The organism is Priestia sp. LL-8 (genome assembly GCF_036227845.1).
Taxonomy (GTDB): Bacteria; Bacillota; Bacilli; order Bacillales; family Bacillaceae_H; genus Priestia; species Priestia zanthoxyli.
The window spans coordinates 710,175-731,764 of the sequence record NZ_JAZAQH010000001.1 but is presented as its reverse complement, the minus strand read 5'-3'; the positions used below and the strand labels follow the sequence as shown (position 1 = coordinate 731,764).

The 21,590-nt window shown below is 37.4% G+C and carries 25 protein-coding genes; 12 read left to right on the top strand and 13 right to left on the bottom strand.

Translation table 11 applies throughout. The annotated features are described in order from the left end of the window. Positions 1–8 precede the first annotated feature (8 nt). The gene (gene gntK / locus U9R83_RS03860) at positions 9–1,550 is read right to left on the bottom strand and encodes a gluconokinase (protein WP_243548751.1); all 1,542 of its coding nucleotides are present in this window, start codon (positions 1,548–1,550) and stop codon (positions 9–11) included. Between the two features lie 25 nt (positions 1,551–1,575). After that, positions 1,576–2,475 (bottom strand): phosphogluconate dehydrogenase (NAD(+)-dependent, decarboxylating), encoded by a 900-nt coding sequence (gene gnd / locus U9R83_RS03855; protein WP_014461543.1) that lies wholly within the window; start codon positions 2,473–2,475, stop codon positions 1,576–1,578. A gap of 150 nt (positions 2,476–2,625) precedes the next feature. Between gnd and U9R83_RS03850 the strand changes: the two genes are divergently transcribed. Together U9R83_RS03850 and U9R83_RS03845 are read left to right on the top strand one after the other, a co-directional pair. After that, positions 2,626–3,471 (top strand): MurR/RpiR family transcriptional regulator, encoded by an 846-nt coding sequence (locus U9R83_RS03850; RefSeq protein WP_014461544.1) that lies wholly within the window; start codon positions 2,626–2,628, stop codon positions 3,469–3,471. Positions 3,472–3,638: 167 nt separating this feature from the next. Then, positions 3,639–4,118 (top strand): GNAT family N-acetyltransferase, encoded by a 480-nt coding sequence (locus U9R83_RS03845; RefSeq protein ID WP_014461545.1) that lies wholly within the window; start codon positions 3,639–3,641, stop codon positions 4,116–4,118. A gap of 125 nt (positions 4,119–4,243) precedes the next feature. On the opposite strand, the gene U9R83_RS03840 is transcribed toward U9R83_RS03845, so the two are convergent. Beyond that, on the bottom strand, positions 4,244–4,780 hold the full coding sequence (locus U9R83_RS03840; protein ID WP_014461546.1) for a phosphatidylglycerophosphatase A family protein: 537 nt from the start codon (positions 4,778–4,780) through the stop codon (positions 4,244–4,246). A 172-nt stretch (positions 4,781–4,952) separates the two neighbouring features. Here U9R83_RS03840 and U9R83_RS03835 point away from each other — a divergent pair, with 172 nt between their 5' ends. From U9R83_RS03835 to U9R83_RS03815, 5 genes are all read left to right on the top strand, one after another. After that, positions 4,953–5,339 (top strand): hypothetical protein, encoded by a 387-nt coding sequence (locus tag U9R83_RS03835; RefSeq protein WP_014461547.1) that lies wholly within the window; start codon positions 4,953–4,955, stop codon positions 5,337–5,339. A gap of 387 nt (positions 5,340–5,726) precedes the next feature. Continuing rightward, positions 5,727–6,452, top strand: coding sequence for an alpha/beta hydrolase (locus U9R83_RS03830; protein ID WP_243550258.1), 726 nt, complete (start codon positions 5,727–5,729; stop codon positions 6,450–6,452). An 82-nt stretch (positions 6,453–6,534) separates the two neighbouring features. After that, positions 6,535–7,047 (top strand): YjcG family protein, encoded by a 513-nt coding sequence (locus tag U9R83_RS03825; protein WP_014461550.1) that lies wholly within the window; start codon positions 6,535–6,537, stop codon positions 7,045–7,047. Between the two features lie 5 nt (positions 7,048–7,052). After that, positions 7,053–7,487, top strand: a complete 435-nt coding sequence (locus tag U9R83_RS03820; protein ID WP_013055454.1) for a GNAT family N-acetyltransferase — start codon at positions 7,053–7,055, stop codon at positions 7,485–7,487. An 89-nt stretch (positions 7,488–7,576) separates the two neighbouring features. Continuing rightward, on the top strand, positions 7,577–8,254 hold the full coding sequence (locus tag U9R83_RS03815) for a DUF421 domain-containing protein (RefSeq protein WP_014461551.1): 678 nt from the start codon (positions 7,577–7,579) through the stop codon (positions 8,252–8,254). Positions 8,255–8,331: 77 nt separating this feature from the next. Here U9R83_RS03815 and U9R83_RS03810 read toward each other — a convergent pair whose 3' ends face one another. Beyond that, positions 8,332–8,583, bottom strand: coding sequence for a hypothetical protein (locus tag U9R83_RS03810; protein WP_014461552.1), 252 nt, complete (start codon positions 8,581–8,583; stop codon positions 8,332–8,334). Between the two features lie 378 nt (positions 8,584–8,961). Between U9R83_RS03810 and U9R83_RS03805 the strand changes: the two genes are divergently transcribed. Both U9R83_RS03805 and U9R83_RS03800 read left to right on the top strand, forming a co-directional pair. Beyond that, entirely contained in the window at positions 8,962–11,280 is a 2,319-nt protein-coding gene (locus U9R83_RS03805) for an ATP-dependent helicase (RefSeq protein WP_115653076.1), read from the top strand. A gap of 266 nt (positions 11,281–11,546) precedes the next feature. After that, positions 11,547–12,335, top strand: a complete 789-nt coding sequence (locus tag U9R83_RS03800; protein ID WP_243550256.1) for a M48 family metallopeptidase — start codon at positions 11,547–11,549, stop codon at positions 12,333–12,335. A gap of 47 nt (positions 12,336–12,382) precedes the next feature. On the opposite strand, the gene U9R83_RS03795 is transcribed toward U9R83_RS03800, so the two are convergent. The 5 genes from U9R83_RS03795 to U9R83_RS03775 form a co-directional block, all read right to left on the bottom strand. Beyond that, complete coding sequence (locus tag U9R83_RS03795; protein ID WP_013055449.1) at positions 12,383–12,640, bottom strand: stage VI sporulation protein F; 258 nt, start codon at positions 12,638–12,640, stop codon at positions 12,383–12,385. Positions 12,641–12,773: 133 nt separating this feature from the next. After that, a complete protein-coding gene (locus U9R83_RS03790) occupies positions 12,774–12,896 on the bottom strand; it encodes a YjcZ family sporulation protein (protein WP_013055448.1) in 123 nt (40 codons plus the stop codon). Between the two features lie 87 nt (positions 12,897–12,983). Beyond that, positions 12,984–13,163 carry a hypothetical protein gene (locus U9R83_RS03785; protein ID WP_243550254.1) on the bottom strand — a complete coding sequence of 60 codons (180 nt, stop codon included), beginning with the start codon at positions 13,161–13,163 and terminating at the stop codon, positions 12,984–12,986. Between the two features lie 61 nt (positions 13,164–13,224). Further along, positions 13,225–13,401: a hypothetical protein gene (locus U9R83_RS03780; RefSeq protein ID WP_181903686.1), complete on the bottom strand. Its 177-nt coding sequence runs from the start codon at positions 13,399–13,401 to the stop codon at positions 13,225–13,227. 67 nt (positions 13,402–13,468) lie between these two features. Next, positions 13,469–13,855: a hypothetical protein gene (locus U9R83_RS03775; protein ID WP_208732727.1), complete on the bottom strand. Its 387-nt coding sequence runs from the start codon at positions 13,853–13,855 to the stop codon at positions 13,469–13,471. A gap of 261 nt (positions 13,856–14,116) precedes the next feature. Between U9R83_RS03775 and U9R83_RS03770 the strand changes: the two genes are divergently transcribed. Beyond that, on the top strand, positions 14,117–14,854 hold the full coding sequence (locus U9R83_RS03770; protein ID WP_208732728.1) for a hypothetical protein: 738 nt from the start codon (positions 14,117–14,119) through the stop codon (positions 14,852–14,854). 140 nt (positions 14,855–14,994) lie between these two features. Next, a complete protein-coding gene (locus U9R83_RS03765) occupies positions 14,995–15,828 on the top strand; it encodes a hypothetical protein (protein ID WP_014461559.1) in 834 nt (277 codons plus the stop codon). Between the two features lie 47 nt (positions 15,829–15,875). Here U9R83_RS03765 and U9R83_RS03760 read toward each other — a convergent pair whose 3' ends face one another. From U9R83_RS03760 to mgtE, 4 genes are all read right to left on the bottom strand, one after another. After that, positions 15,876–16,211, bottom strand: a complete 336-nt coding sequence (locus tag U9R83_RS03760; RefSeq protein WP_033578057.1) for a DUF1360 domain-containing protein — start codon at positions 16,209–16,211, stop codon at positions 15,876–15,878. 77 nt (positions 16,212–16,288) lie between these two features. Further along, entirely contained in the window at positions 16,289–16,801 is a 513-nt protein-coding gene (locus U9R83_RS03755; RefSeq protein WP_014461561.1) for a CotO family spore coat protein, read from the bottom strand. A 458-nt stretch (positions 16,802–17,259) separates the two neighbouring features. Beyond that, positions 17,260–19,119, bottom strand: a complete 1,860-nt coding sequence (locus U9R83_RS03750) for a monovalent cation:proton antiporter family protein (protein WP_014461562.1) — start codon at positions 19,117–19,119, stop codon at positions 17,260–17,262. A gap of 158 nt (positions 19,120–19,277) precedes the next feature. Further along, positions 19,278–20,654 carry a magnesium transporter gene (gene mgtE / locus U9R83_RS03745; protein WP_014461563.1) on the bottom strand — a complete coding sequence of 459 codons (1,377 nt, stop codon included), beginning with the start codon at positions 20,652–20,654 and terminating at the stop codon, positions 19,278–19,280. Between the two features lie 177 nt (positions 20,655–20,831). On the opposite strand from mgtE, the gene prpE reads away from it, so the two are divergent. Continuing rightward, positions 20,832–21,572 carry a bis(5'-nucleosyl)-tetraphosphatase PrpE gene (gene prpE / locus U9R83_RS03740; RefSeq protein ID WP_014461564.1) on the top strand — a complete coding sequence of 247 codons (741 nt, stop codon included), beginning with the start codon at positions 20,832–20,834 and terminating at the stop codon, positions 21,570–21,572. The last annotated feature ends 18 nt before the right edge of the window (positions 21,573–21,590 follow it).

The following is a 21,590-nucleotide window of genomic DNA, read 5'->3' as shown; positions in this document are numbered from 1 at the left end:
CTTTGAACTTAATGTACGTATTTTTTTTGAAAAGCCGTAATGCTTTCGTATTCTTCTTTAAATAAGCGAGCCAAACGAATATAGATAGTTGTTAACTCTTTATATACTTCACTGTTTTCTTTGATTGGATAATGGTGGTTAGTCGCTCCAACCATATCAGAAACAACGTTTAATGAGTCAACCTCGCCAAGGCTATATAAGCCAAGAATAACTGCTCCTAAACATGAACTTTCAAAGCTTTCCGGTACAGATACTTCTTGGTTGAAAATATCTGCCATCATTTGACGCCAAAGTGCGGAACGTGCAAATCCGCCTGTTGCCTGAATTTTTGTAGGCTCTCCAATTAACTCTTCAAGTGCCAATAATACCGTATATAAGTTAAAAATAACGCCTTCTAATACGGCGCGAATCATATGTTCTTTTTTATGATGCAAACCTAGGCCGAAAAATGAACCTTTCGCATTTGCATCCCAAAGCGGCGCACGTTCTCCTGAAAGGTATGGGTGAAACAATAAGCCGTCTGCTCCAGGTTTCACTAATGCCGCAATCTCCGTTAATACCTCATATGGATCTTTTCCAAGGCGTTTAGCGGTTTCGACTTCAGACGCTCCAAATTGATCGCGAGCCCATCTGAAAATCATGCCTCCGTTATTTACAGGGCCGCCAATTACCCAGTGGTCTTCTGTCAACGCATAACAGAAAATTCGACCTTTAGGATCGACTACTGGCTTGTCAGTAACTGCTCGAATAGCTCCGCTTGTCCCGATTGTTACCGCAACAACGCCTGGTTCAATCGCATTTACGCCTAAGTTTGATAATACACCATCACTTGCACCTACAATAAAGGGCGTATCTGGAAGTAAGTGCATCTCAACTGCAAGCTCTGGGTTTAGCCCTTTCACTTGATGCATAGTTGAAACAGGAGTGGATAGCTGATCTGTTGTCACACCTGCTACTTTTAATGCTTCTTCATCCCACGCAAGATTTTTCAGATTAAATAAACCTGTTGCTGATGCAATCGAATAGTCGATAACATATTCGTTAAACAACTTAAAGAATACATATTCTTTAATTGAAATAAATTTATGTGTTCCCTTCACTAATTCAGGCTGTTCATTAGAAAGCCATGTTAGCTTGGAAAGCGGCGACATCGGGTGAATAGGCGTGCCCGTACGTAAATAAATCTCATGGCCGTTGTATTCATTTTTAATTTTTTCTGTCCATTCTGCACTTCTATTATCGGCCCACGTAATACATTTTGTCAGCGGCTTTCCGTGCTGATCAACGGCAATAACACTGTGCATAGCTGAGCTGAATGAAACGCATAAAATATCCTCAGGTTTTACATCGCTTGTTTTTACAACCGTTTGAATGGTACGTACAACTGCTTGAAAAATTTCTTCAGGATCTTGCTCAGCCATCGCGGGCGTAGGCGAGTATAGTGGATACTCAATCCCATGGTTAGAAATGACTGTACCGTCTACTGAAAATAATACAGACTTTGTACTCGTTGTTCCGATATCTACACCTATTGCATATTTTTTGCTCATGCTGCTGTCCCCCTACTTTACTACTTTACTTATTTACAACACCGTGACCGCCGAATTCATTTCGAAGTGCTGCTACAACTTTCCCTGTAAATGTATCTTCCTCTAATGAACGATAGCGCATCATTAGCGATAAAGCAATAACAGGAGTTGCCGTTTGAAGATCAAGAGCAGTCTCTACGGTCCATTTCCCTTCACCAGAAGACTGCATAACTCCTTTAATACTATCTAGTTTAGGATCTTTTGAAAACGCATTTTCCGTTAGTTCCATCAACCAAGAGCGAACAACAGATCCGTTATTCCAAACGCGCGCTACAGCTTCATAGTCGAAATCAAACTGACTTTTTTCCAAAACTTCAAATCCTTCAGCAATGGATTGCATCATTCCATATTCTACACCATTATGAACCATTTTTAAAAAATGACCGCTTCCGCTTTTACCTGCGTACATAAATCCATTTTCTACGCAAATATCACTAAAAATTGGTTCAATTGTACGGAAGGCTTCAGCATCTCCGCCAATCATTGTACACGCTCCGTTTCTTGCACCTTCCATTCCACCGCTTGTCCCTACGTCAAAGAAGTAAATACCTTTTTCCTGAAGATCGTTAGCACGTCGAACAGATTCTTTATAATTAGAGTTTCCTCCATCTATTACAATATCTCCTTCTGACAGAAGTTCTTTTAGTTCTGTAACAACATTTTCCGTTACTTCTCCAGCCGGAACCATAACCCATACAACTTTAGGTGAAGCCGGCAGTTCGTTGACTAACTCTTCAATAGTAGCAGCACCAGCTGCTCCTTCATTTGAAAGTTTTTCTACCGCTTCTTTATTCACATCATAAGCTACTACTTCATGATGATTATCCATTAAATTTAATGATAAATTATATCCCATTTTTCCTAAACCGATTAATCCAATTTTCATTTTACAAACTCCCTTTGAAAAAAAATTTCACATTACCTCCATTATACGAATTATTTTTCATTTTGCAATCGTTTACAAGAAAATTTTTTTCACGCATATTTTTGTGCTATACTCTTTTTACTACTAAATTCGTGGAAAGGAACATCAGTTATGACGCAAAATTGCTTAGGAAAAATTCGTTCTCACTATGCTAGATTCAGTGAAAAAGAGAAGAAAATTGCAAATTATATTTTAGAACAGCCGGAACAAATTATTCACAGTACCATTAACGAAGTAGCAGACGATTTAAATGTAGCTGATGCAACGGTCTTTCGCTTTTGTAAACGAATTGGCTTCAAGGGCTATCAGGCGATGAAAATAGCGCTGGCTGCTGAAATTATGACGCCCATTCAGCAGATTCACGAAGAAATTGCTGAAACGGATAATGAAAAAACGATTGCTGAAAAAATCTTTCGCTCTAACGTGCGAACGCTTGAGAATACATTACAAATACTAGAGGGCAATGCCATTGAAAAAGCCGTCAAACTTCTTATGAAGGCTGATAAAGTTCAGTTTTATGGCACTGGAGGCTCTTCAGTAGTAGCTATGGATGCTTTTCATAAATTTGTGCGAACAGGAATTAAAACGTTTGCATTTATCGATTCCCACTTCCAGCTTATGTCCGCTTCTCAATTAACGAAACAAGATGTAGCGGTAGTGATTTCTCATTCGGGAACAAATAAAGACACGATGAACATTTTAAATACAGCAAAAGCGAACGGTGCCAAAACAATCGGTATCACGGGTTTCCCTAAATCTCCATTAAGTCAAAACGTTGACGTTTCTCTTTATACAAGTTCAGAAGAAACCGAATACCGATCTGAAGCTCTCGCCTCGAGAATTGGACAGCTAAGCCTCATTGACGCTTTGTATGTTAATGTAATGATTGCAAATAAAGACACTTCTAAACACTCGCTTGAAAAAGTACGCGATGCCATTGCTGAAACGAGAATTTAATGTTTCATCCTTATATTCTTCAATTCCAACATCAAACAGAGCATAAAATATATGCTCTGTTTAGTACGGTTCTTCACTTGAAATTTTCAGGTTTTCATTCTCATTTAACATTTTCTAAGTTGCTACATATGATAAAGCACAACTTTTAAAAAGTAGGTGAAGTGTGTATGGATATTATCTATCGCACTGCAAAACTAGATGAGTATGCAGAAGTGAATAAAATATTAGGGGAATCACTAGAACTCCACGCAAATGCGCTTCCTTCTATGTTTGATAATCAAATGGCTGTTTTATCTCCTGAACAATATCAAGCTACTCTTTATTATGCAACCATTGATATTCTTGTAGCTCAATATCGGAATCAAATTATTGGGGCTTCTGTTGTTGAATTAAAATATAACCCTCCCACTACATTAGCTCCTCTTTCCTACACAGCATACATCCAATATTTTGGTGTAAAAAAAGGCTTTCAAAATTACGGCGTAGGAAAAGGTCTTTTTTCTGCTACAAAACAGTGGGCTGTACAAAAAGGAGCAAATGATCTCCAGCTTACCGTATGGGCATTTAATGAAAAAGCACGTGCTTTTTATGAAAGTCTTGGACTGAAAAACTTAAGCTACCTTATGACTACTTCACTACAGCCATAAATTGTTCCATTAACGGAGACTAGGCACGTAGGTGATACGTGCCTAGTCTCCGTTATGCAAATAAAAGACTAAATCATTTCGACGTGTTAATTTACGCAGCTTGTATACATACTAAAAGAAATTTATTACGTAGCTGGATTTCCTTCTTGCAGCTGTTCTTGTTCATCACGCTGACGGTGAGCTAAACGACTTGCCGCACTAGAAGCTACGCTCGCTACCAAATCATCTAAAAAGGTATTAACTCCTTTTTCTTTTTTGCAGTCCAGCTTTTCAATAATGCCTACTTTTACTTTATCTAAATAGCCAAAGGTCGTAACAGCGATACTGCCATAGGTTAAAACGGCACCTAAAGCAATCGTTTCATCAACACCAAACAACCCTTCGTCTTGTTCTACAATACTTTGAAGAGGTTCTGATAATTTATTTTGCTCAGCTAACTTATCAAGTTCGATTCCAACTAGAAGCGCATGCTGAATTTCTCTCTTTTGCAGTACTCTTTCTACGCTTTCAGCGCATTCCTGAATGGTTAGGGCTGGATGATAAGGAAGCTGTAAATCATACACAATTTCAGCAATATCCAAAACTGTTACGCCACGCTCTTGCAGCAAATCAAATGTTGCCTTTGCTACTTCTTTGCTCGTTGGGATTTTTTTCGCTGTCATGTCTCTCTCTCCTTTTCAAGTTGTTGTCTCTCTTTATACTAAATTCGATGAGAGGCGCTAAAAACCTTTTTTGTTCATCCGCCTGAGTTCATAAACTCGTCACATATCTCTTTAGGCGCTCATTACATTTACTTGCTATAATGAAATTATCTAATCAGGAGGTTTGTCTACTGTGGAAGAAAAACAAAGTAAATTTAGCAGAGGCTTATTATTATTTTTCATTGGCGCAACAGCCCTTTTCTTTATCGTCTTAATCGTTCTGTTTCTCATGTCTACTTTTGGAAAAAGCGAAAAAGAAGCCGTAGCTCTTCTAGCTGGGAATCACTACGCTATCGTTAAGGAAGAGAATTCATATACTCTTTATGATCAAAAAGAAAACAAGCCTATTTTAGAAGATGTAAATGGCTATTTCGGTGCTCGCAATATCCGAAGTTATGTAAAAAATGAAACAGAATTGGTTTCAATTGATGAAAAAGAAGAAGAATATACGAAAAAGCCGCTAGAAAAAGCCACTCAAGCAGAAAAAGATATGTTTAAAAAGATGAAGAAATTAGATTAACGAAAAGAGGCTTCGACAAAAGTAGTGTAGCCGAAGTAAAAAACGAATCATTAATCAAACTGTTTGATTAGTGGTTCGTTTTTTTTGTTAAAGTGGACGCAAATTTTATCTGTTTCGTTCCTTCTAGCAGTTGATTGGAGGGCTCCTGCGGAAAGCGGAGTCTTGCACGGAAATCAACTGCGGTCGAGCAAGCTGTCCAGACTATATATCCAGATTGTTCGTATTTGGATGAAATTCATTTCGTGATGTCCCAGGCTCTTTTTTAGCGAATGCCTCTTTCTCGTCATTCGCTAAAAAATTCGTTACAATAAAATAAAGAACGGTTATTAGAAAATGTGTTACAATAAAGGTAACGCTTTCATTCAAATGCATAGGAGTCGATTATTCATGTCAGAAAGTAAGCGGAAGTTAGAAGAAATTTCTTTTTATAGTGACGCACTACAAGAAGATGTTACGTTACTAGTCTATTTGCCGTCAAACTATTCTACGCTCTATAAGTATTCTCTACTTATCGCCCAAGACGGAAAAGATTATGTTATGTACGGGCGTACACCTCGTTTAATCGATGATTTAATGAACGAGTCAGAAATCGATCGTACTATTTTTGTTGGAATTCCATATAAAAGCGTGGAAGACAGACGCGATAAGTATCATCCAGAAGGAAAGCAGGTAGATGCTTACATTCGCTTTTTAGCACATGAACTTGTGCCATTTTTGGATAAAACATATCCTACATATCAAATGGGAAAATCACGTGTTCTAATTGGTGATTCGCTTGCTGCTACAGTTTCACTGCTGACGGCCATTGCGTATCCTCACACGTTCGGGAAAGTAATTATGCATTCTCCTTTCGTGAACGATGCTGTATTACAAACGGTCAACTCATTTGCTTCTCCTTCACTTCTGGATTTGTATCATGTTATTGGAACGGAAGAAACGGATGTCAAAACAACACAAGACGGTATATTGAATTTTATTGAGCCTAACCGCCTGTTGCACGAACAAATGAAGCAGCGTAGATATTCTGTTTTCTACGAAGAATTTGATGGAAATCATACCTGGAAATACTGGCAAAAAGACGTAAAGCGGTCGCTTCAATATATGTTGAAGTAGAAAGATATCATATTTTTTGAAAATTTGTTATAATAAGCTCGCTTTATACATATTTTATGATCTTACTTTGGAGGGATTTTTTATGAAATTTGGCGTTGTACTTTTTCCATCTAAAAAATTGCAAGATGTAGCGAATTCTTATCGAAAGCGCTATGATTCTCACTATTCATTAATTCCGCCTCATCTTACATTAAAAGAAGTCTTTGAAGCTACAGAAGACCAAATTGATGAAATTGCGGCTAACTTGCGTAAAATTGCCGAAGAAACAAATCCATTTACATTAAATGTAACGAAAGTAAGCTCATTTTCACCAGCCAATAACGTTATTTACTTAAAAGTGGAACAAAAGCCAGAACTGACGTCACTTTACAATAGACTGCATGAAGGCAATCTCGAACAGCCAACTGAGTATTCATTTATTCCGCATATTACAATTGGTCAACGCCTTTCAGATGATGAGCACTTAGATGTGTATAGCCAGTTGAAGCTTGTAGATGTCGCTCATGAAGAAACAGTAGATCGCTTTCATTTAATGTACCAGCTTGAAAATGAAACATGGACTGTGTTTGAAACATTTCGTCTTGGAAAGGGATAAGATACGTGAACATCAAAGTACTAACGAACAAACAAGATCATTCTGATGCTTACTTCGTACGTCAAAAAGTATTTGTAGAAGAACAGCAGGTTGATGTAGAGCAAGAAATCGATGAATACGATTCCGAAGCCTTGCATTTAGTTGTATATAAAGGAACTGCACCAATTGGTGCAGGACGCTTCCGTATGGTAGAGGACTATGGAAAAGCCGAACGAATCTGCGTTCTTTCTTCTTATCGAAAAGACGGTGTAGGAAAGCTTTTGATGGATAAGTTAGAAGAGCTCGCAGCGGAGCATGAGATTGAAAAGATTAAGCTGCATGCTCAAACGCATGCGGAAGGATTTTATAAAAAGCTAGGCTACGTAACGGTTTCGGGTGAGTTTATGGATGCTGGAATTCCACATGTAGAGATGGTAAAGAAACTAAGTAAAAAACACTAGGAATTGAACCTGGTGTTTTTGCTTTTTTAAAGGATAAGAACCTTTGCTTTGCTTATACTAATACCTAATCATGTGAATTAGGTGAAAATATGGATGAACTTATCGGAATTGCACTAGAACTCTTTATCGGATTTATCTGCTTGTTTATTTTAACTAAATTTTTAGGCAGAGCGACGATCACTCAGCTTACCACTTTTGATTTTATCTCTGCTCTTGTATTAGGAGAGTTAGTAGGAAATGCGTTATATGACTCAGAAGTAGGAATAGGCAAAATTTTATTTGCTGTTATCTTTTGGGGAGCGCTTATTTATGTCACCGAAGTTATTACTCAAAAAAATATTCGCCTGCGTTTGTTTTTAGAAGGACGGCCATCTATTATTATTCGAAAAGGGAAAATTTCGTACAAAGAACTTAGCAAAAATCGATTAGATATCGATCAGCTTCTTCATATGTTGCGTTCAAAAGACATATTTTCCATTCGTGAAGTTGAATATGCGATTTTAGAAACAGATGGATCACTAAGCGTATTGCCAAAATCTGATTATGCTAAGCCAACAAGAAGCGATCTGCAGCTTCCTCCTTCTGAACCTGTTTTATCTATCGCCTTCGTCAGTGATGGACGTTTGCTTTTGAAAAACTTAATTCAGTCAGGCTTTGATGAAGACTGGCTAAAGACACAGTTGAAAAAACAGGGATTTACCGATTATAAACAGGTGCTTTATGCTGAATGGCAGCAGGGCCGTACACTTTTTATTGAATCTTACTAAGGTGTTTTTTTACTTGTTCATTACTTTGTGAAAAAATCGTGAGCGCATTTATTCTGCTGCGTTCACGATTTTTTCTATTATACCCGTGTATTAATCACTAGGCCCTTATTTGTCAGCTTGCTGTATACACGCTCTGCTGCTTGAAGCTTTTTTCGCTTTTGTACTGAACTTGGCGTCAATTCCAGTGAGTGAGAACGCGATTGAAACTCTTCGTCAAAGCTTTTTTTCTCAATAGGCCAAATACGATTTGAAAAAGAAGCATTATTTTTTTGAAGGCGATTTGCATATTGAATAGATTGATAAGGCGTGACGGGCAGTATATATCCCATATGAACCCTCCTCTTTTTCAAGATACATTCTACTTCCAGACCTCAGTATTTTTCTCAAGAAGTATCGACATTGAAACAGGTCACTTAAACCCTCTGCTTTAGACTTGTTCAAAACAGATGACCCCTTGTATCTATACCGCCTTTTTTGAACATATGTGAGGTCTTATTCAATATATACCCTTTTTCACATCCTATCCCTCCAAAAATATCCGTGCTCTTTTTAAAAAAAGGTGATTTTGATATGATAGACTTTGACTATAAAACAAAAACTGTGCGTATACACACATCTATATCGATGTAGAACGAGAGCGGCTTCTTGCTTTAACTCCCTCTTATTTACTATTGATTGTTCATGTTTTAAAAAGGAGGCCATGTTTTTTGCAACGTGCACTTTATCAAAATCAGATACTTAATCTTTCTATAACGGCTAGAGACCGATTTCAATATTTATATGAAGCTAGTCTCCGAGGAGAAATGACGTGTGCTCACTGCGGAGAATCAGTTAAATTATATCTGGGGATTGAGCATTCTCCTTACTTTTATCATGCTCAAGTTCCTCATGAAAGAGAAGAGTGTTCAGACACACTATCAGAAACAACAGCTGTACAACAAATAAAAGAAAATCCGGCTGAATACAGAGAAACCAATGGATTTCGTATTCCTAAAGGACGAGCTATCGGTGAGAAAAGTTCAACTGTAAAAGAGAAAGCGACATGGAGGTCTTCCGCACCTTTTTCAAGTGTTCCTGCTTTTCGCTTAAAACCAGCTGTTCCTAAACACTCTGACTCTCCTTATTTAAATGAATTTAAAGAGAGCGGTATTGAATTAGATTCGAACCAATGGAAAGCTGTTACACATTCAGAAGGACCGCTCCTTATTCTAGCCGGTGCAGGAAGCGGAAAAACGCGTGTATTAACAGCGCGCACCGCATATATGATACAAGAAAAACAAATTGATCCAAAATCTATTATGCTGGTGACTTTCACGGCTAAATCAGCTAAAGAAATGAAAGAACGATTGGCTACATATCCAAAGATGTCCGGCTTACATCTTCGTCAAATGCTAGTTGGAACTTTTCACAGCATTTTCTTACGTATGATTGTTCATCACAATCCTCAAGCGTGGCAAATGGATCGCCTGCTAAAATGGGATTGGCAAAAAGAACAGATCGTGAAAGAAGCAGCAAGAGAGCTCCACGTGGATGAAAAAGATTTCCCGTTTGATCAGGCACTTCAGCAAATCGGCTATTGGAAAAACACGCTTGTTGGCGTGAAAGATGTTCGCCCAAAAGACAAATGGGAACAAGATGTGCACTTTTTATATCGTCGCTATGAAGAAGTCAAAAAGCAAAAACAGCTATTCGATTTTGATGACATGCTGTATGGATGTTATGAAATGCTAAAACAAAATCCCGATTTACTAACTCGTTATCAAAAAAGGTTTCGCTATTTTTTAATTGACGAATTTCAAGATATCAATAAAGTTCAATATAAAATTATGAAAATGCTAAGTGAAGACTCTAAAAACTTATGTGTCGTAGGAGATGATGATCAATCAATTTACGCTTTCCGCGGAAGCGACCCTTCGTTCATTTTAAATTTCGAAAAAGATTTTGCTAATACAACTGTTATTACGTTAAACCAAAATTATCGTTCAGCTCACGCCATCGTTTCTTCCGCTAATAAAGTCATTGCACGAAATACAGCGCGCCGACAAAAAGAAATGGCTGCCCAGTTTGATAATGAGTTGCGACCTACCTTCTTCTTTCCATATGACGAAGAAGAAGAAGCAACAATGATTGTAACGGATATGAAAGAAAAGATTAAGCAAGGGGCTTCTCCAACTGACTTCGCAGTCTTGTACCGAACTCACGCTTCTTCACGCGCCATCTTTGAACGTTTATCGCAGTCAAACCTGCCATTTTCAATCGAACAAGATGCGGATTCGTTTTATAAAAGGCGAATGGTTCGAAGTTTACTTTCATTTCTACGTTTAAGCGTGAATCCAAATGACGCAAGTTCGCTTCAAGATTTAGTAAACGCACTCTTTTTAAAGAAAACAGCAGTCAACGACTTAAAAGCAGCAAGTATTCTTCATGATGGTACATTTATTGATGCGCTTGAATATCTTCAAGATTTAAAACCGTTTCAGCAAAAAAAGCTCAAGAAAGTAATTCCTTTATTCAAGTCGCTAAAATCAATGTCTCCTTCTTTGGCACTTGAAACGATTTCTAAAGATATGGGATTCGATGATTTTGTCAAAAAACGCGGAAATGAAGGAAATATGATGGAAAAAGGTTCGGATGACGTACGGGATTTAAAAGTTGTAGCACGTAAATTCAAAACCGTACCTGAACTGTTAGAGCATGTGGATCATATGATTGCCATGAACACAGAGATGAAAGCTTTAAGCAAGCAATTTAATGAAAGTATTCAGCTAACCACTATTCACCGAGCAAAGGGTCTTGAATATAAGCATGTATACGTACTGAGCAGCGTAGACGGAGGATTGCCTCATGATTATGCACTCGAAGCTTATCGAGGCGGAGATGATGTGCCGCTTCAAGAAGAACGCCGTCTTTTATATGTAGCAATGACGCGTGCACAGAATTCACTTTATTTATCTGTTCCTCAAACTAGAAGAGGTAAAACCGCTTATCCTTCAAGGTTCCTGAAGTCTTTTATAAAAAAAGTATAAAGTAAAAAGAGGCTGGGATAAAAGTATTTTAGTTAAATTGAAGTACGAACTGTTAATCAGAATTATTGATTGACGGTTCGTATTTTTTATTGTCATGTGAATGTAGATTTAATATGTTTAGTTGCTTCTAGCTGTTGATTGGATTGATTTCGTTACGTCTCAACATCTATTATTAACCAAATATTCCACTAAGAAGTAGATATTCATACATAGATGCGTTACACTACGTTATGTACTGTACTACTATATTTTAGGAGGTTCCATTATTGAACGCAAAGCTTATTCATGAAAATGAAAAGATTTTTTTCATTCTGTGTATGGTTATCAGCTTATTAACCTATTTGTTTTTAATTATTTCGCTCGTTGGTATTATCTACCTTGTAATCGGTTTTTTAATTACATTTATACTCCACGGTTTCTCTATTGCTCAAATTCGCAATGATGGGGTTAGATTGACAGAGAAGCAGTTTCCGCACACTTATCAGCAGGCAAAACAGTTATCTTCAGAGCTGGATTTAGAGCTGCCCGATATTTATATTGTTCAATCAGGCGGCTTGTTAAACGCGTTTGCTACACGCTTTTTTGGACGTCACTTTGTCGTTTTATACTCCGACATTGTTGAAATGATTGAAGATAATCAAGAAAAAGAACTTTCTTTTATTATTGCCCATGAATTAGTTCATATTAAACGTAAGCATACATTCTACCACTCACTTATTCTACCTGCTCTTTGGGTTCCTTTTTTAGGAAAAGCTTACTCTAGGGCCTGTGAATATACGTGTGATCGCATAGCTTCCGTTGCGATTGGTAATGCCAAAGCTGCCACTCAAGCACTCACTATACTTGCGGTTGGTCATTGCCTAAATAAAAAAGTAAATCAGGAGGAATTTGTTCGTACGCACTCACAGGAAAAAGGTTTTTTTATGTGGTTGAATCAAGCTACTTCAACTCACCCCCCTATCGCTCATCGTATTAAAGAAATTAATTACTTAGCACAGCATCCGGAACTGTTTGATCTTGATTCTAACGCATTTCAAAAAAATGAAATTGCATAAATGGAAAAAAGCCCTGACACGTCAGGGCTTTATATAAAAACATTAAATTATTTTTTCTCATTTAGCATTTTAGCGATCGTCGCAAAATCAATGGATTGATTATTGTTTGCAATCGCCTTAACAATTTGTTCCTCTTTTTGTTTTGAAATTGGCTTATTCGCAATTTGTGCTACTCGCTTCACAATATTACGTACCGTTTGCTCATCTTTAAAGTTAGCATTTTGTACAGAATTCGCAAGTTCAAAAATATCCTTCATATTAACGCCTGTTTTCTTTTCTATATTTTTAAACATATTATTATCCATTTTGCATGACCTCCTTTATTTATACTTCATCGTATGCACCATGTGCCTAGATGGTGCCCTTTACATTTAATAAAAAAATAAAATGCGAGTGAAACTTCACCCGCACTTTTCGGTGCCTTATTCATAGAAGGGATTAATTGTAAAAACAAACACAACCAACAATAATTAATAGAATGAATAATACAACGATTAACGCAAAACCACCGCCGTAGCCACCACCGTAACCACAACCACCGTAGCCAAATCCGCAGCCCATAATATTACACCCCCTCTGTTTTACTCTCTATACTGTATGTTCACTAATATGATTTTGTATGGGCTTTTCAACTGTGTACATTAAATTTCATTGTCCAAACGGATCTTCAGCATCTTGCTCATCAAGTCTTTTTACATTTTGCTGCAGTTTCCTCTCTTGCTGTTCCATCTGATTTTCTGCTTTTTCTACTTTTTTCATTCTCTTTCGATGTTCTCCCATCATATGCTGTTCAAAAAACCGTTCAAATTCATCGAAAAAATCTGGCATCTCTACACCTCTCTCCACTCCATGTAAAAAAGCATTGTCCGAGTGACAATGCTTCTATTGCTTATCGCTTTGGTAACTTTGAACCGCAGCCGCAACCACCTTGTTTTGGAGAAGGGTACTGGACTGGCTTAGGAATAGCATGCCCTTTCTTCACCGATTGTTTTGTCATTGGTTGTGGATGATAAGGCAGGGGCTGAGGGTATTGATTAGGATTAGGATTATAATTATAATACATCATGTTTCCCTCCTTTTCACAGCATCCTATCTATAACATTATATTCAGGACTAAAGAAAGACGTTCTATCTTATTTGTCCATTTTGCGCTGCAGGGACAAAAATAAATCCGTGCTGTTTTTTGGTTTCCTCACTCTCGGTCTTTCTCCTCCCTTTTGCTCTGTCACTTCACGCAGCCGATTTTGCAGTTCTTGAATTGTCCCTTGAGCTTGATGATTGTACTGTACAATGGAATGTTCGTTTTTTGATTTTTGTTCATTGACGCATGCTTTAAGCCAATCTATTTTTTCCTCTAGCTTCTTTTTTTCTTCTTCATGCTTTTGCTGTAATTCCAATAACTCTTCCTTAATATCTTCATATTCAAATTCTTGGTGCTTGAATTTTTGATATTCTTCTTTATAAAAAGCCAACTCCGACTTCAATGAAGCAATATATTGTTTTGTTTTTTCCTCGCTCATGCCCTTCACTCCTCCATTATAAATAACCCACAGCTTCTAAAAAATCAGTTAAAGATGAATAACACTTTTTATTAACATGAATATGCTGTAATTGAGTTTATTATTTCCTTCATTTTTTATGCTCGCTCCAACTAGGATTTATTCCGATAAATTCCGCTTTTACTAAGGAACATAAAAGCAGGTCATTCATACACTATAGTAGTCCGATACCTAGTAACGAAAAGCGTAAAGGAAGGACAATTACAATTAGGAGGTTTAAAAATGGCAGAACTTTTTGAATCATTATGTATCCGCGTACCTAAAGTGTACGACTGGGTTAGACGTCAAGTTGTTTTACCACAAATCTTTACGAACGACACTTCATTATTTGAAGAAGAAGCACTTAAAGATTTAGGCCATGACGTAGAAGTGGAAATTGTTTTAACAGATAGTGAAGGTCACCCTGTAGATCCTTCAGATGAAGACGCACTTGATAACGTGATTGAGCTTGTGCCGCACGGTGGTCGCAGACCTAAAAAAATTGTGTTACCAGATGGAGAAGTTGTTGTTCTTCATGAAGTAAAATTATCAATTAGCGGCTTTTACCGAGTTAAGTTAATTGAATTGAATGGACATCACAAACACGATGAGGTTGAATCTAGCGTTATTCCTTGGAAAATACATCAAACATTCTATTTATGCGCCCCGGAAGGAACAGAACCTGTTGTCCACCTTGAATCTTTTGAAGGAACTGACGGTTCTCTCAGATTATCAGATTGTCACTTACAGCAATTAAGCTTTGATCTTATGTTATGCCTAAGTGTTCAAATTGAAAAAGATGTTAAAGTTGAAGTAGAAGGAAGCTTCTGCTACCCTCGCCCTGAAATCATTTCTACAAGCAGCTGCTCACCTATTGAATATCCACCTCAATGTGATGCTATTTTCCCTGGAAGACCACATCACGATGATTTTGATGGAGACGACGTAGAGTCAGGCTTCGACCATCACGACTTTGATTAACAAGACAAAAAGCCAGAGGAGAATATTTCTCCTCTTTTTTCATCGTTTACAAGCTTTGTGCATACATATAAATAAAACTGCTGTGGGCAGCTTAGGTTTACAAAATTAATTCATAGCTCAGCAGGAAAGGAGACTACTAGATGAGTCGTAACTCCCCTTCCCCTAAAGATGATTTAACTCAATTAAAACAAAAGCTCATTCACTATAAATCGGAAATTCGGCACGTACAAAACCAACTAAAAAGCTATGAACGAGCTTTAGAGCGAGAAAAAGAAAATACATCGTTTTGGAAAAAGAAACACGCTGAAACGCTTTCTACATCTGAAAAAGAAGTAGAAATTGAAGAATTAGAAAAAGAACTGGATCTACTGAGAAACGAGCTTTCCGAACAAAAAATTATTGCCGAAGCGTTTCGAGAAAAAGCTTCAAGGAAACAGCCCGTTATTGAAGAAAAAATCGTGGAGAAAGTAATTGAAAAGATTGTAGAAAAACCCATAGAAAGGTTCGAAAAAAGCGATATCCTCTGTTTCTTCCAACATTCCATACTGCTGCCAGAACAAGATGAAAGCGAGCTGATGATGTTCGGCAACGTAATTATTCAAAATCAAACGAGCAGTACTTTATACTCTCCAACACTTTGCTTAAAAATGAAGCCTACTGCTTCTGCTATGTTAAGCGGGAAGATCATTGATGAAAAAGATATTGAAGCTTCTAGTATCCCCTCTTCTTCTTTAGAATGGCGCTACGCTCATCCGAAATGGAACGAAAAAATTCAAAATGACGGTGAATATTGGATTAAACCCATTAAGCAAACAGTATTAAAGCCCAAAGGCAAATTACTATTTGACTCTTTTCAAGTAGTCATTCCTCTCTCCACTGATACGACTTCGTTTATTCTAGAAGGCTTTTTCTATAGTGAAGAGTGGCAGGAAGGTATTCCTTTTTTAAATAAAGTTGTGCTAAATTTCCCTTAATCATTAAAAGACATATTGACGATCAATATGTCTTTTAACTCGTCCATTTATTTCATAAAAGATTCTATAATTCCTGCACACCCTGCAATAGCTAAGATCGTAATAATAGGAATAGCAATGTGCGGGACCGCTACATAACTAAAATAAATTCCTACCGCACACCATATGCCTGTACACCAATAGCAGCTGAGCAGTTCTCCAATCCACCTTTGCAGCCCCTTCCCTTTTATCTCCAGGTACGTTACCGTATTTCCTTGTTCATCTTGATCTTCTACAATTTTGTGAAACGGCTTCCGAATAAAAGCCGTAATTTTATCAAAAACAATTAGACGAGTAAGTCGAAACGTTGCAAAGATAAATAGCGTTAGATAAATCCATGTCATCTTCATTCCTCCGTACATTCACAAACTTATGAAAATAAAAGCTAACGTGCTTTTTCACTGTTAGCTTTTAAAATTACTTAAATTTTAACGATAGATATGGTTTGAATATCATTAAAGGTCAATACTGTTTTTTCTTTATTAGGAGGAACGCTTACATATAAACTTCCTTCTTTTAACTCTAGAATTGTTCCTATATATTTTTGATTTTGGCACGTAATTTCACAAATTGGCTGAGACATATGAGGCGGGAAGCTGCATAGAAATTCAACTTTTTCTTTAATCGTCATAGACTGAAACATTTTATTTGGCTTTTTAGTCTCTGATTGCGGTATATCCACGGGAACAATTGAACGCTCTTCCTCTTTTTCTTGCTTAATCTCTTCCACTTTTTCTACGTCAGGCTCTTTGACTTCTTGAATGGAAGAAAAGCTGGGCTCTTCTTTTAACACAGGATCTTTCTCTATTCCTTTATTGTCTTCCTGTTTTGAACTGAAATAATATTGCATAGAACGCTGATTTTGCGTAGCGTTTGGCTGGACAATGTACATTAGCGGCTCGTTTTCTTCTGACTTAGATTTTGAGTTAGTCATGAAGCATACCTCCAATTGCTTGTTATCGTTCTTTTAAAAATGTATGCTTGCACACGGAAAAACTTGTTTATTTTTTTGCCGCAGCTCTTTTGGAAACAAAATCAGCACTGTACTTTTGTATCCAGCATTTGAGAAAACACAATAAAAAAGGTTGAAACATAACGAAATTAATTCAATCTAAAGACGTACAAATGAGGTACACGAGCTGAACCGATTGTTACACCACAGTTGATCTCCATGCAAGACTTCGCTTTCCGCTGGAGTCTTCGCCTTGCCCTCGGATCAACTCTATAAGGAACTAAACAGACGAAACCTACGTTCACCATAACAAAAAAAACGAACCACTAATCAAACATGTTGATCAGTGGTTCGTCTTTCACTTGGGCTAAAATACTTTTGTAACAGCCTCTTTCTCTCATTCAATAAGGTAAAGAATTAAACCTACTACCTAAATGTCTTTATCTAATTTTATACTCAAGAAGCATACGCAGTTCATTCACATACGAACGAGACCCTGTGACAATCAAACGATCATCAAATTCAAGCTCTGTATCGCCATGAGGTACAATGGAATCTTTGCCCCTAAAGATTCGAACAAAAATCACATCTCCTGTAAATGGGAACTTACGAAGCTCTACCCCCTCGTATTTAGGATTACGCATATTGATTTGATAAAGTGCTGTTTCTTGATTCGTTAAGATATTTAGAATATTTGGCGATTCGATTAATGCTTTTAGCAATGCAGTTGTAGATAACAGCACAGAAAAAACTTCAATGTTATTTTCTTTCATCTTTTCGTCTAATACAGGACTTTCTACGCGGGCAATAACCCGTTCTGTACCATATTCTTTTGCAAATAGAGCAATGTCGCTATTTCTCTCTTCTTCCCCTGTTGTTACAACTAATACATCCGCATCTAAAATCCCCGTACGCTTTAACGTTTCTTTACTGTACCCATCGATGTCGACGATATTAAAAATAGAATCAGACGTACGGTTTTCGATCTTGTCCTGAGTAGGGTGATAGATCGTCACATCATATAAATCAAGATCCATTTCTCGAATAACCGGGAGTGTAAATTGATTTGCACCAAGCATATTAACCTTCAGCTTTCTGTCACTGATTTCTGGCTTTGGAAACAGCTTTCTAAAGATAATAGGTGTAATAATACATGTAATAATCGCCACCAAAATCAGCGCACCGGACATTTGTGAATCAATAACACCAATATTTTCACCAACCGTTGCTGCCGCAATAACGAGTGATAAAGTCGATGTTAAAAGAAAACCCGATGCCAAAACAGTTTTCATATCATACCATTTTCTTAAGATTAACGCTGGGACTAGCTTGGATATTAATAATGCAATGAATAATAAAGGCATTAAAATCAGCACTTTTTTATCACTGAACAATGACCAAACGTCAAGCTTCACTCCTACCATCACAAAAAAGATAGGAATTAAAAATCCATAGCCAAACGAATCTAATTTATGAACTAAGTTTTTGTTAGGCGCAAGAAGAGAAACGAGTGCCCCCGCTAAAAAAGCGCCTAAAATGTTCTCAACGCCAATTGACTCCGAAAGACCCACCAGAATAATAATGAGTGCAAATACGGCGCGCGTGTCGATTTGAATTGTACCTTTAGACATTGTCTCAAGAAACGATCGGTTTTTAAACTGCTTCCCTATGAAGTATAAAATCACTCCTACTCCAAACAAAATTAAAATCAACCATGTATTGCTATTTCCTGATTTATCATAGACAGAAGCAAATACGGCTAGTAAAATCATCGTGACTAAGTCTGCAATAACCGCAATCAATAAAATGGTTTGTCCAATCGGCTTTTTCATAATCTGTGCATCTTTTAAGGTCGGCACTACTACTCCTAGTGAAATGGTAGAAATAATAAGCGTCATCAAAAAGGCATTATCAATAAAACCGGTCCATACAAAAACATAGGACAAAAATAGTGAAACCGCAAAGATAGCTGCAAACACTAATATAGAAACGGAAAAAGCATTTGGCACCTTCGCTCCTGATGCCTTTTTGTCTTTTGAATTTCCTCCAGCAAAAGCAGAAAAATCAATTTCTAAACCACTTAAAAACATCAAAAAGATAAAGCCTAAAGTGGAAAGTGTTTCAAGCCACATATCCTGCTCCACAAGGTCAAAACCACTTTTCCCTATAATTAATCCCATAATAATTTCAGCTACGACTACAGGTATAATGTTGAGTTTAAACCGATGCAACAGTATAGGCGTTAAAAAGGCCAAACTAATGACGATAACAAGTGATGTAAAGGACGCGTGCTGTTCCATTAGATTCCCCTCCTTTTACCTTCGCTATTTATAAAACGAAGACGTTAGTATTCAAAATTAAAGGTTAATCATAAAAGCTTGAAGGTTCTCTGTCAACTATATGAACTGATAATGAAAATCCGACATGATTACTCATGTCGAATTCTAAAGTCCCTTCATTATTTTAAATAACTCATAAATGTTGTCGCTAGACCGAAGTAAATTAAAATACTGATAAGATCATTGATGGTTGTAATAAATGGCCCTGATGCGACTGCAGGGTCAATTTTGAACCTGTGCATGAGAAGCGGGATAAACGCTCCTGCTAGTGTAGCCACAATCAATGTTGAAAATACAGAGACGCCTACCAAAGCGCCTAAAATCAGATCTCCTTGCCAAATATAAACAATTAATACAACTAAAAGTCCACATGATGCGCCCGTAATCATTCCGGTAGCTGCTTCTCGGATTAACAGCTTAAATTTGCTTTCTTCTTCGATTTCTCCCGTCGCCAGTCCGCGAACCGCAACGGCTAGTGCTTGTGTTCCTGTATTACCAGCCATACCGCCAATCAAAGGTATAAATACAGCTAAAATAGCTACTTGATTCAACGTATCTTCAAAACGTCCAATTAAGCTCGCTGTCATCATTCCTAAAAACAGCAAAATGATAAGCCAAGGCAGCCTCTTTTTGGCCGCTACTAAAGGGTTGTGGTCAATCGTATCATCTACATCACTAATACCGGCTAATTTAGAATAGTCATCCGATGCCTCTTCATCAAGAACATCCATCACATCATCAACCGTAATAATCCCGAGAAGATGCTGCTGAAAATCAACAACTGGAAGCGCAAGAAAGTTGTAATCGCGCATAATACGCGCAACTTCTTCTTGGTCTTCTGCTACTGACACGGATACGACTCGTTCATTCATAACTTCGCTTATCATCGTATCTTCATCTGCTATAATTAAATCACGAAGAGAAATAACACCTGCTAGATGCTTTTGTTCATCAATAACAAATACGTAATAAATCGTTTCCGCTTCTGGAGCTTCCCTGCGTAGAATGTGCATAGCTGAATGTACGGTTTGATTTTCACGAATGGCCACAAACTCAGTCGTCATAATACTTCCAGCGGTATATTCCTCGTAATGAAGCAGCTCTTTAATTTCATCGGCTGCTTCTTCATCCATAATTGTTAAATAGCTCGCCACTTGTTCTTTATCCAATTCATTTAATACATCAACGGCATCATCCGCCGACATTTCCGACAGCATGTCTGCTGCAAAATTGGGATGCATTTCTGAGAGAATTTCTTGATAATCTTCTTCTCGTATCTCTACATTTTCAAAGATATCCGCCATTTCTTCCGGAGATAACATCTCGTACAGCGCAAATCTAGAAGGCTCATCTAATTCTTCAAAAAATTGAGCTTGGTCATACGTATGCATATGTAAAAATTCTTCACGAAATGCATCGATTTCATTTTTTTCTAAAAGTGATAATAAATGTTCGGCGAACCATGCTTTTTCTTCTTTTTCAATTGAATCTGTCATGTCTTCAACCTCCCTGTCGTACAAAACTCATTTAACTTTATGATGAATTTTGTTTTTTTTCAACTCACAGCTCTTTACTCTTTTCCCAATAATATATAAGTTCTACACATAGTTTGCTCCATATAAGGGTAATTTTATATCGTCAAAGGAAAAACCTTTTAAGGATGTGGATAAAAGATGAAAGTAGATATAATAGGTGATATCCATGGGTGCTATGATGAATTAAAAGCATTAACAGAAAAACTTGGGTATGAGTGGCAAAATGGGATTCCTGTCCACTCTGACGGACGGCGCCTTGGATTTGTAGGTGATTTAACAGACCGAGGACCTCATTCACTAAAAGTAATTGAACTCGTATGGTCACTTGTAATAAAGCACCAGCAAGCTTACTACTGTCCAGGCAATCACTGCAATAAGCTATATCGCTTCTTTTGCGGTAACAAAGTGCAAATTACTCATGGGTTAGAAACGACAGTTGCTGAGTACGAAGCTTTACCTTCCAGAGAACAGAAATTCATTAAAAAAAAGTTCATTGAGCTTTATGAACAATCACCTCTATATGTGCAGCTTGATCAAAACCAATTAATTATTGCTCACGCTGGTCTTAAAGCTGAATACATTGGCAGAACAGATAAAAAAGTAAAAACCTTTGTGCTATACGGAGACATTACGGGTGAAAAACATCTAAACGGCATGCCTGTCCGACGGGATTGGGCCAAACATTATAACGGAAAACCTTTTATCGTGTATGGGCATACACCCGTAGTAAAAGCCAGAAAAATTCATAATACCATTAATATTGATACAGGCGCAGTTTTTGGAGGGGCTTTAACGGCATTTCAGTATCCTGAAGGGAATATTATATCGGTGCCTTCATCTATGCCTCATGTAGAGGAAAAATTTAATCACTTCGTGTAAAAAGAAAGTCGCTTTTCA